At 62.9% G+C, this 9,809-nt stretch carries 9 protein-coding genes; 2 read left to right on the top strand and 7 right to left on the bottom strand.

Translation table 11 applies throughout. The features are described 5' to 3' along the window. Positions 1–181: 181 nt before the first annotated feature. From IT540_RS15545 to IT540_RS15570, 6 genes are all read right to left on the bottom strand, one after another. Positions 182–718, bottom strand: coding sequence for a hypothetical protein (locus IT540_RS15545; protein WP_291179881.1), 537 nt, complete (start codon positions 716–718; stop codon positions 182–184). A 14-nt stretch (positions 719–732) separates the two neighbouring features. Then, a complete protein-coding gene (locus tag IT540_RS15550; protein WP_291179884.1) occupies positions 733–1,749 on the bottom strand; it encodes a DapH/DapD/GlmU-related protein in 1,017 nt (338 codons plus the stop codon). Positions 1,750–2,059: 310 nt separating this feature from the next. After that, entirely contained in the window at positions 2,060–3,739 is a 1,680-nt protein-coding gene (locus IT540_RS15555; protein WP_291179887.1) for a methylmalonyl-CoA mutase family protein, read from the bottom strand. Beyond that, entirely contained in the window at positions 3,721–4,734 is a 1,014-nt protein-coding gene (meaB, locus tag IT540_RS15560) for a methylmalonyl Co-A mutase-associated GTPase MeaB (RefSeq protein ID WP_291179889.1), read from the bottom strand. The genes IT540_RS15555 and meaB overlap by 19 nt, the downstream gene beginning before the upstream one ends. Then, positions 4,731–6,167 (bottom strand): AMP-binding protein, encoded by a 1,437-nt coding sequence (locus IT540_RS15565; protein WP_291179892.1) that lies wholly within the window; start codon positions 6,165–6,167, stop codon positions 4,731–4,733. Before IT540_RS15565 ends, meaB begins: the two co-directional genes overlap by 4 nt. A gap of 16 nt (positions 6,168–6,183) precedes the next feature. Next, positions 6,184–6,591, bottom strand: coding sequence for a cobalamin B12-binding domain-containing protein (locus IT540_RS15570; protein WP_291179894.1), 408 nt, complete (start codon positions 6,589–6,591; stop codon positions 6,184–6,186). 141 nt (positions 6,592–6,732) lie between these two features. Here IT540_RS15570 and IT540_RS15575 point away from each other — a divergent pair, with 141 nt between their 5' ends. Both IT540_RS15575 and IT540_RS15580 read left to right on the top strand, forming a co-directional pair. Then, positions 6,733–7,392, top strand: coding sequence for a GntR family transcriptional regulator (locus tag IT540_RS15575; protein WP_291179897.1), 660 nt, complete (start codon positions 6,733–6,735; stop codon positions 7,390–7,392). 272 nt (positions 7,393–7,664) lie between these two features. After that, positions 7,665–8,942, top strand: coding sequence for a cystathionine gamma-synthase family protein (locus IT540_RS15580; RefSeq protein WP_291179900.1), 1,278 nt, complete (start codon positions 7,665–7,667; stop codon positions 8,940–8,942). 77 nt (positions 8,943–9,019) lie between these two features. Here the strand turns inward: IT540_RS15580 and IT540_RS15585 are convergent. Beyond that, positions 9,020–9,809, bottom strand: a 790-nt coding sequence (locus IT540_RS15585; protein WP_291179903.1) for a S8 family serine peptidase, incomplete at its 5' end; no start/stop codon positions are given.

The raw sequence follows: 9,809 nt of genomic DNA on the forward strand, positions 1-9,809 counted from the left end.
CCCTGGCTGCCGTAGCCGACAATGGCAACCTTCTTCGACTTGATCAGATTAATGTCGGAATCACGATCGTAATAGACGCGCATGACCTTCTCCGGTTCGACGTGCTGATTCTTGAGAGGATGATGTCCGCGCAAGAAGACTTGCGAGGACAAACTCGATGGGGCCGATAGATCTCTATGCCCTAGCGGGACTCGATGTCGCCGATGATCCGCAACAGGATGCCGAGCCGCTGAAGATAAATGAGCGCAACGTCATCAGCGATCGCGCCGGAGCCGGATGCGCCACGGGAACCGTGCAACGAGAGCACGGAGGCGAGTTGTCTCCGGGCTCGTTTGCACACGGTCCACGCAAGATGCGCAAAGGCCGTCGGCAACGGTCCGCCGGGAGGAAGCAGGTCCTCCTCGATGGCGATCCCATCCGGCACGAGACGAGAGATTGCGCCATCGATACGCGCCAGATGCTGGCGCGAGAGGGGCGCGGCGGATTGCAGGTTGATCTGATCGCACAAGTGGCAAAGATCATGCTGCACGAGCGGAAGGACGACCTGAATCCTGCTCGACGTGGCGACAGATGCGATGACGCCGACCCACGCGTTGAGCTCACCCAGCGTCTCGAGGAGCTCGATCAAAGATGACTCGCGAGCGGCGCGCATTCGGGGGCCGAGCGCAACCACGCCGCCGTCGTCAATGGCAATCTCGCGGCCGATAGGCTCCTTCATACACGCCCTCCTTTTTACGAAGCGCTATCCTCGATGGACTTGTACGTCTCCGCATACTGACAATAGTGGCCGATGATTTCCTGCATCATCTGCCGTTTGGCCTCGTCGAGCACGCCGATGGGCCGGGCTGGCCGGCCACCCCAGACCGATCCGCTCATCAGACGCTGGCCGGGGGTGGTGGTCGCTCCGGCGGCGACGAGCACATCGTCCTCGACGACGGTGCCAGGACTGAGCGAAGCACCGATCCCGACGAGGGAGCGGTTTCCAATCACGCTGTCGCGTATGGTGACGTTGTGACCGATCGTGGTGTCCGTGCCGATGACGACCTTGCCGCCGGTGCACTCGATCAACGTATTGTCCTGGATGTTTGTCGCGTGGCCGATGGAGATCTCGCCGTCCTTCGCATCAAGCACACAGGAGAAGAAGACGCTCGAACGCTCCGCCATTTCGACGCGGCCGCGCAGGTTTGCCGTCGACGCGACGAAATTCTCATGTGAGGAGGGCGGAGCGGCATCGGCTTGCTCCTTGACGATTGCCCGCGCTGCGGCCTCGCGCAGTTGGAGCGAGCGGATCTCACGCTCGCCTTCCGTGAGCTTTCGGATCGGCTTGGCTGGCGATCCGCCGTAGAGATAGCCGCTCTCGAGCCTCCCCCGCGGGAACACGGTTGCACCGTCCTCGATGACGACATCGTCGTCGACGACCGAGCCATCGAGCACCACCACGCCATGCCCGATGACGCAGTCGTCGCCGACCGTGCAGGCGTGGACGCAGGCGTTGTCACCTACGGCGACGCGATGGCCGACAATGGTCGGAAGCACGCCGTGGGCGATGTGCACCGTGGAGCCGACGCCAATGCTGAAGTCGTCTCCGATACGGACGAAATGCCCGTCGGCCCGGATCACGGCGCGGGGCGCCATCGTGAAACGGGCGCCGATCTCCGCGCGTCCGATCAAGCTCGCATGTCTGCCGCTCGCGCGCGGCTCGCCGTTGATCTTTGGGCTGACGCCCTCGTAAGGAAGAATAAGTGGCATGGGGAGTCCGACTAGCTCAGCGACAACCTCGTAGATCCCTGTCGGCTTCGATGCAGAGCGCACGGCCATGCGCGCTGCATCGAGGATATCCTCGAGGGACATGGTCCGACTGGCGAGACGGCAGAAAGGTTTTGCAACCTGAAGCTCTATGGCTCCAAGGGCCCGTGCCATCAGATACCGCCGGACACTCAGCCGCTTGTGCCCATACGAAACGCTATGCGTCAATAGCAGCAGTGTGGAGTCGAGGTCTCCAGCGCGTGCCGTGACCCTGAGTTTCCTGACCGATGTCCGGCTTTGACGCATGCATGCCTCAGTAGACCGGAGTCTCGCGGTAGGTGCCCCATATGGCGCGTAGCGTCTCCACGAAATCTCCCATCGTGGCGCCTGCTTTCACGAGCTCAATGCTGATCGGCATGATGTTCTCGTTGGGGTCTTTTGCGACCTCGACGAGCTTGTCCAGCAGTTGACTGAACTTAACCGGGTCGCGCTCGGCCCGTACGCGGCGCGTCCGCTCGATCTGACGCGTCGCCGTCGTCACATCATAGGGATGAGTGTGGATCTCGGGATCGGGTGCTCCATCGACGAAACGGTTGACGCCAATGACGGGCTTTTCCCCCGACTGCTTGCGCAGCGCGGTCTCGTAGGCGAAGTCGGCGATCTGGCGTTGGAACCAGCCTTCCTGGATCAGCTTCAGCGCGCCGCCACGCTTGTCGACGTCCTCGATGATCTCGAAGATCTTGCGCTCGTACTCAGTGGTCAGCGCCTCGACATAGTAAGAGCCGCCCAGCGGATCGACGACCTGCGTGACATTGCTTTCCTCGGCGATCACCTGTTGCGTGCGCAGCGCCATGCGCATCGCATCCTCGGTCGGGATGGCGAAGGCCTCGTCATAGCCGTTGGTGTGCAGGGACTGGCAGCCGCCAAGCGATGCCGCGAGGGCCTGCAGCGTCGTACGGATCACGTTGACCATGTATTGCGGCTTGGTCAGTGATGCAGCCGCCGTCTGGCAGTGGAAGCGCAGGCGCATGGATTCAGGATTCGTTGCGCCGAAGCGCTCCTTCATGATCTTGGCATAGCATCGACGCGCGGCGCGGAATTTGGCGATTTCCTCGAAGAAATCGGCTTGGCAGACGAAAAAGAAGGCGAGGCGAGGGGCGAAATCGTCGACCTTCATGCCGGTCTTCAGAACCTCCTCGACGTATACGATGAGGTTCGCTAGTGTGAAGGCCACCTCCTGCAACGGAGAAGAGCCGGCTTCCGAGATGTGGTAGCCCGAGATATTGATCGGGTTATACCGCTTCATGTGTCGTGCGCTGTAGGTGATGCAATCGCGAACGATGCGCACGGACGGCTCTACGGGGAATATGTATTCCTTCTGGGCCATGTACTCCTTGAGGATGTCGGCCTGGACGGTTCCCGAGAGCTTGTTCAGGTCGTAGCCGCGTTTCTCCGCGAGCGCGATGTACATCGCGAGCAGGATCCACGCCGTCGGATTGATCGTCATCGAGACGGAGATCTTCTCGAGATCGATGCCGTCGAACAGCGCCTCCATATCGGCAAGCGTGTCGATGGCCACGCCTTCGCGCCCGACCTCGCCGTCGCTCATGGGATGGTCGGAGTCGTAGCCCATCAGCGTCGGCATATCGAAATCCGTCGAGATGCCGGTCTGGCCCTGTGCGATCAGATACTTGAAGCGCTTGTTCGTGTCCTCGCCGGTGCCGAAGCCCGCAATCTGGCGCATGGTCCAGTTCCTGGACCGGTACATGGTCGGGTAGGGGCCACGCGTGAACGGATAGCGCCCCGGAAGACCGATGTCCTCGGGCGGCGTGTGCTCAAGATCCGCCGCCGTGTAGACGCGCTTCACCGGGAAGTCGCCGAGCGTATAGAACGCTTCCTTTCGCTCGGCCTGCTTCTTCAGGAACTGAGCGACCTCGTTCTGTTCCCAGTCCCTGATCTCGTCCTTGATCGCGGTCATCGTCTTCGCGTCCATGCTCGTGCTGCCTGTTCCGTCTGATCGATGGATTGAGGTAAAGCGTTCGAGACAAGCTCGTTCGCGGCCGAATAGGGGTCGCGTTCGCGCTTGCAAAGGGTGCTGGCGAGTGCCGGCCTCAACGGTTCCAAGGTCTTGAGGAAGCGCTCGATCAACAGTGTTTCCGCGGTCTTCTCCAGACGGAAGCTCGCGATGGCGAGCTCGCGCTGGTGTGCACGCCCTGTCGCCAGGGACGCGGCCCGGTGGCGCTCGATCTCCGTGGCGAGCTCATCGATGCCAGTACCGTTGTAGGAACTCACGCCGATAACGGTGGGCAGCCAGTCCTTCGGATCCTTTGAGGCGAGGCCCAGCGTCAGCATCTGCTTCAGGTCAACGACCAGCTTGTTAGAGTCGCTGCGATCGCACTTCGAGACGACGTGGATGTCGGCGATCTCAAGCATCCCCGCCTTGATGGCCTGGATCTCGTCGCCGAGTCCCGGAGCCGAAACGACGACCGTGGTGTGCGACGCCTTGGCGATCTCCACCTCGTCCTGCCCAACCCCAACGGTCTCGATGATGATGGTGTCGAAGCCACCGACGTCGAGAATATCCACCGCATCAAGCGTCGAGCGCGCCATGCCGCCGACGGCGCCGCGCGTCGCCATGCTGCGGATATAGACGCCCGGATCGCTCGCGAGCTCCGTCATGCGGATGCGGTCACCGAGAATGGAGCCGCCCGAATAGGGGCTCGACGGGTCGACCGCAATGATGGCGACCTTCTTGTTTCTCCGCCTTAACTGCGCGGCGAGGTTGGCAACGAGCGTTGACTTGCCGCTGCCCGGTACGCCCGTTATGCCGATGACATGGGCCTTGCCCGCCTTGCGATAGATTTCCGCGAGCGCGGGACGGCACTCGTCAAGCCCCATCTCCGCTCGCGTGATCAGCCGGCTTATTGCGGGAATCTCGCCGCGGCTTGCACGGACGACGAGCTCGCTCGATGGCACAAAGCGCTTCAAGGAGATTTCTCCCGCTCGAGATGAGCTTGCATGTCGCGGAACACGGATCGATCATCGATGACCCGCCGCGCCTTGAAGTCGGTGCGCGGCAAACTTCCGTGCGGTACGATCTCGGCCTTGGCGCGGAGCCCGATCAGCTTCTGCATGCGGTGGGCGATATCGGCCCGGAACTTCTCAACCCGGTCGGTTCCCGCGGCCAATAGTTCCGGAGCGGCTTCGACCCTGAGCAGGAGCTCGTCCATCGCGGCTTCCCGCGTGATGATGATCAGGTGCTCTCCTCCGTAGCCCGGAGTTTCGTTGAGCGCCCGGTCGATCTCGCTCGGATAGACGTTCTCGCCGCGGATCGTGAACATGTCATCGATACGGCCAAAGATGCCGGTCGGCAGCCGGGGGTACGTGCGTCCGCAGGGATTGGGCTCGTTGACCCACTGCGTGAGGTCGCCGGACGCCAGGCGGATCATCGGCTGCGAGGTGCGCTCGAGATGCGTGTAGACCGGCGTGCCGCGTTCTCCATACGGCACGCGCTGCATGGTCTTGGGGTCGCACACCTCGGTGTAGACGATGTCCTGCCAGCACAGCATGCCGTCGGTTTCGGCCGATCCGGCTACGTTCATCCACGGTGTCATCTCCGCCATGGAGCCGCAGTCGAACACGCGGGCGCCGAAGGCGTCCTGGATCCTGTCGCGGACGCCCGGGAGGGAAGCGCCAGGCTCTCCCGAGAAGAACATGCACTTCAATCCGAAATCGCGGGGATTCAGTCCTTCGTCGCGGGCCGTCTGGGCGAGATGCAGCGCATAGGTCGGCGTGCTGTAGATGGCCTGGGGCTTGAGCGTATCGAGCCATTGCGCGCAGCGTGCCGTCATGCCGCCGGCGCCGGCGCCGAACGGGAATGCTTTCGCGCCGAGCCTTTCAGCGCCCGCGAGCGCCCCCCAGCTCCCCATGTAGAGGCTCAGGATGGAGGCGATGCAGATCATATCGCCGGGGCGCATTCCCATGCCCCACATGATGCGGGCGTGCGCGTTTGAGATCGCTATCCAGTCGTTACGGCCGATGGCGAAAGCGGTCGGCCGACCCGTCGTGCCGCTCGTGCCGTGAATGTGGTGGATTTCGCTGTCGGGGACGCAGAGGTAGTCGCCGAACGGCGGATGCGATGCCTGGGATTTCCGGAGGTCGGCCTTGCTGACGACCGGGACACGGCTTTCGAAATCCTCAAGTGAACGGAGCTGGTCGGGATGGAAGCCGGCCTTGTTCCAGTGATCGCGATAGAAGCCCGACTTCTCATAGGCGTATCGACATACAACCTGCAGCCGCTCCAGGATCGCCTTTTCACGGTCGCCGGCCGGCATCGTCTCGCGCTTGGGAAACCAGTAGCGGGAGTTGCTGGGGGGGAAGTAGGCAGCGTCATAGGCTGGGGGAAAAGACCAGTTTTCCATTTGGCGGGCTCCGGAACTATCGCGCGCCGCGCTCGTCGACGAGACGAGTCAACGTCTCGACGATGGTTTTGGGTGGCACGTCCTGCAGCAGGACCTCGCGCACCCCCATTTTCTTCAGCTCGACGACATCCTCGTCCGGCATGACGCCGCCTGCAACGACGATCAGGTCATCGACGCCCTTTTGGTCCAATAGCTTGAATATCTTTGGGAAAACGGTCATCTGCACGCCGGACAGGAGGCTGACGCCGAGAATGTCGACGTCTTCCTGAACCGCCGCGTCGACGACCTCCTCAGGCGTCCGATGCAGGCCGGAGTAGATCACGTCCATGCCGGCGTCGCGCAATGCGCGCGCTACGACGCGAACGCCGCGATCGTGCCCGTCCAGCCCCACTTTTGCCAAGAGCACCCTAATCGGCTGGGTCATCGCCCGCTCTCCCCTGCAGCATTCTTGTTGTGTTATTGAATTCAGAACTCGGAATTCAGACTGTCGAAGCAAAGTGGGATTGTCAAGGGGCTGGGCCAGTCGCTAGAAAACGAAACGGTCGGAACGACGCGGGAGCGGCACTTGGAAGGCTTGGAAATTTCGAAAAGTCTCGTGGAGCGGGCTTATGAGGTCATTCTCGATGCTCTCTGCGACGGGACGTTCAAACCTGGCGAGCGATTGACCCAGGAGGACATTGCGGCCCGGCTAAAGGTTTCCAGGCAACCCGTCACGCACGCGCTGGTGCTGTTGAAGTCACAGGGCTTCCTCGAGCCGGTCGGCAGGCGCGGCCTTACCGTCACGGCGATCGAGCCGGAATTCATCGAAGCGCTGTTTCAGCTCAGAGCGGCGATCGAGCCGCTTGCGGTAACGCTGGCAACTTCCCGCCTTACGAAGGCGAGCATTGCTCGCGGTCGCGCGCTGATCAAGCACGGACGCCGCGTGGTGCGCGATGGCGACAGCAAGGCCATCTTGCAGGCCGACATGGACTTTCACTCGTTCATCTATGAGCTGTCCGGAAACCCGTTGATCGCCGATACGATGCGGCTGCATTGGCATCACTTGCGCCGCGCCATGAGCCAAGTCTTGCGCTCTCCGGCGATGCAGATGGCGGTATGGACCGAACATGCCAACATTCTGGAGAATATGATCGCCGGTCATGCCGACAAGGCCGCTGAGGCCATGCGGCGTCATCTCGTGGATGCGAGCGAGCGAACCAGAAAATCCGGCCTGTCCGCCTTCTAGCTTCAATTCATCCTTTGCTCGCCACGTCGTGATCTCTCAGACTCGCGCGTCGCCGTGTGTCACGCGCCCGAGAAGAGCAGTGCCTCGTGTGATCGTTCGCCCGCTGGCGGGGATGGGCCGCTCGGCATAGACTCCGGCTTCGGCCGAACAGGTTCCTTGCCACAGCCGGAAGCGGTCCGTCCGCTACCGAGCCGGCTTGCGGCATAGAGCTGCGCCGGGACCATAGGTACGCTTGCACAACGACCGCAACGCCTTAACAGGAGCCATATCCGATGACTGCTCCGCGCCCCTCCAAGACACATATTGGAAATCACAAGCTGCACCCGGAAACGATGATGCTTGGCTATGGCTTCGATCCGCAGCTCTCAGAAGGAGCCGTGAAGCCTCCTGTCTTCCTGACCTCCACATTCGTCTTCAGGTCCGCGGAGGAAGGACGCGATTTCTTTCACTACACGGCGGGTCGGCGGCAACCTCCGAAAGGTTCGTCCGCCGGGCTTGTCTATTCGCGCTTCAACCATCCGAACAGCGAGATCGTGGAGGAGCGCCTTGCAGTCTACGAGGAAGCCGAAGCCTGCGTGCTGTTCTCATCCGGCATGTCGGCCATCGCCACGACGGTCCTGGCCCTTGCACGGCCGGGAGACGTCATCGTGCATTCGCAGCCGCTCTACGGCGGCACCGAGACGCTGCTTTCGCGCACGCTGGAGCCGCTTGGCATCCGCGCCGTCGGGTTCGCGAAGGGAGTGGACGAAACGATCGTGCGCGCCGCGGTATCGCAGGCCAATGGCCGTATTCCGCTGTTCCTGATCGAAACACCTTCCAATCCCTTGAATACGCTTGTCGACATCGGGCTCGTGCGGCGCATCGCCGATGAGGTCTCTGAGCGGCAGGGCCACAAGGCCATGGTCATCTGCGACAACACGCTGTTGGGTCCCGTGTTCCAGAAGCCGCTGGCGCTCGGGGCCGATCTGTCGGTGTACTCGCTCACCAAATATGTCGGAGGACATTCCGACCTCATCGCCGGTGCCGTGCTCGGCAACGCTGCTCTGATCAAGCCGGTAAGGCTTTTGCGTGGTGCGATCGGTACGCAACTCGACCCGCACTCCTGCTGGATGCTCGGCCGCTCGCTCGAGACGCTCGAGCTCAGGATGGAGCGCGCAAATCGCAACGCCGCGGCGGTCGCCCGGTTCCTGCGGGACCATCCGGCCGTCGCCAAGGTGCATTACCTTTCCTTCCTCGAGCCGCGGACGCGCGAGCGCCGGGTCTTCAAGGCCCAGAGCAGTGCCGCTGGATCGACCTTCTCGTTCGACATCAAGGGTGGCGAGCAGAAAGCGTTCCAGTTCCTCAACCGGCTGGAGATTCTGAAGCTCGCGGTCAGTCTCGGCGGCACCGAGTCGCTCGCTTGCCATCCGGCATCGACAACGCACTCGGGAGTGCCGGCAGAGGTTCGCTCCGCCATCGGTGTCGGCGACGCGACCATCCGCCTGTCGATCGGAATTGAGCACCCGGACGATCTCATCGCCGATCTCAGCCAGGCCCTGGCGGGTGGGTAGCCCGCCGGGCAGAGGATGTTCGAACCGCTACGCTAAAGCCGATGCGGACAACGTCTGTGTGGCTCGCGGGTCCGCTCTCAGCAGCCTCCTATCGGGGGAAACTGGACGAGGCCCCAACCGAAGACGGCGTCGCGTCCAGGGGCGCCAAGATCCTTCGCGAGGGCCTGCAACGTTGCGGCCGTCGCGGCGCTATCTCCCCCGGCTTGTGCCTTGGCGACAGCGACCGCGGCCGAAACGAATGGGGTTGCGAAAGAGGTGCCGCTCGCGAGCCGCGATGTTCCGCCCGGTGCCGCAACAGGAATGCCGACACCGGGCGCCGAGAGCACAATATGCGCGCCCCGTGCGGACAGGCGCGAGGGACGCATCGACTGATCGATCGCTGCCACCGCAAACACGCCCTCATAGCGGGCCGGATAGCCGCTGCCAGTGCCCGACGGCGTTCCCGCAGCCGCGACGATCGTGGTGCCGCGCTCCGCAAACCTGGCGACCGCGCGCTGAAGCAGTACGTTCTCCGGACCGCTCAAGCTCATGTTGATGACGCGCGCCCCGCGCGCGGCGAGCACGTCAAGCGCGGCGATCAGGTCGAATGCATCGGTGGCGTCCGTTCTACCCGCACGATGGAAGGCATCGACGGCAATCACCTTCGCGCGCGGCGCGATGCCGACGACGCGTGATCCGGGTCGGCCAACGAGCACGCTGACAACGCCGGTGCCGTGCGCAGGGTCCGAAGGGCGGCGGTCCGCTCGCCGCACGGTTTCAAGCTCGATCTCAGCTCCGGCAAGTATGGGATGTGACAAGTCAACGCCGGTGTCGATGACGCCGATGGGAACCGGTCGGGCGCATTCCAGGTATGCTGGCGTCCAGCCG

Origin of the sequence: Hyphomicrobium sp., assembly GCF_020852195.1 — a bacterium.
Taxonomy (GTDB): Bacteria; Pseudomonadota; Alphaproteobacteria; order Rhizobiales; family Hyphomicrobiaceae; genus Hyphomicrobium_C.

Excerpts from the sequence above, each read along its gene's own strand:
- IT540_RS15570 (WP_291179894.1), bottom strand. The coding sequence starts at position 6,591 with ATGACCCAGCCGATTAGGGTGCTCTTGGCAAAAGTGGGGCTGGACGGG.
- IT540_RS15565 (WP_291179892.1), bottom strand. The coding sequence starts at position 6,167 with ATGGAAAACTGGTCTTTTCCCCCAGCCTATGACGCTGCCTACTTCCCC.
- IT540_RS15545 (WP_291179881.1), bottom strand. The coding sequence starts at position 718 with ATGAAGGAGCCTATCGGCCGCGAGATTGCCATTGACGACGGCGGCGTG.
- IT540_RS15550 (WP_291179884.1), bottom strand. The coding sequence starts at position 1,749 with ATGCCACTTATTCTTCCTTACGAGGGCGTCAGCCCAAAGATCAACGGC.
- IT540_RS15580 (WP_291179900.1), top strand. The coding sequence starts at position 7,665 with ATGACTGCTCCGCGCCCCTCCAAGACACATATTGGAAATCACAAGCTG.
- IT540_RS15555 (WP_291179887.1), bottom strand. The coding sequence starts at position 3,739 with ATGGACGCGAAGACGATGACCGCGATCAAGGACGAGATCAGGGACTGG.